The organism is Denitraticella aggregata (assembly GCF_048158365.1).
GTDB lineage: Bacteria > Pseudomonadota > Gammaproteobacteria > Burkholderiales > Rhodocyclaceae > Azoarcus_F.
This window is the reverse complement of sequence record NZ_JBLLNL010000046.1, coordinates 1-762: the sequence shown is the minus strand read 5'-3', so window position 1 is coordinate 762 and position 762 is coordinate 1. Positions and strand designations below refer to the sequence as shown.

At 58.0% G+C, this 762-nt stretch carries 1 protein-coding gene; it reads right to left on the bottom strand.

What is annotated here, in order from left to right; all coding sequences use genetic code 11:
* The coding region (locus tag ACKVEX_RS16585) for a transposase (RefSeq protein WP_473216847.1) at nucleotides 1-689 on the bottom strand (689 nt) is incomplete at its 3' end.
* Between the last annotated feature and the right edge of the window lie 73 nt (nucleotides 690-762).

Genomic DNA, 762 nt, shown 5'->3' with positions numbered 1-762 from the left:
ACAAAGATGTCGCCGCTGCTGAAACTGTCCCATTGCTGTCGCAACAAGGGCAATTCGGCGCTCTTATTGTGGCCCATGCGGTAACTCAGCAAGGCTCCCGTTTGCAGGCAAAAGCAGGCGCAAATTCTTGCCTGCGGAAAGCCGCAGCCGGGCTTCTGGCTATTGGGCTGAGGCCAGTCTTGTTGATTGGCGTGTGTATCAGGCATGCTGACACCCGTGCCGTCGACCACGACAACGCGACGATCATTCCACCAGCGGCTTCGGCCTTGCTGCTGGAGGTCTTCGGCGGTGTGCGCCAGGATCTTTTCCAGTTCAACCGGATCAAGTTTTCTGCGTGCCTGGCAATACGCCGACGTCGACGCTGACGGCACCGGCATTGATCGCGTCGCGGCAAGGGCTTGAACCTTGCGAACCACTTCCTGGCAACCGCCGTCGGCGTCGAGGACTTGCGAGAAAAAAGCCCAGAACGTATTTTCCTTGCTGAACAGCCGGCGCCGGCTGAAGGCGCCATCCGGCCCGTTCTCCAGCGTCTTTGTCGGTATGAAATGCCCGAAACAATCGCCAAGCTCGCTGATCGAGTGCTGACGAATCCGGGCCTTCTCTTCAGCCAGTCGCTGGGCCGCCGAACGCGGTCTCCGACGCAGGGTGGCAAGGTGAAAACCGGGCAGAAAAAGCGTCGTATTTGTCATGCCAGATTATCTCATGACACGCCAATGTCATGTTGCGCCAAACGTGCTAGAAGGGCTTAACTTAGTGCCATTC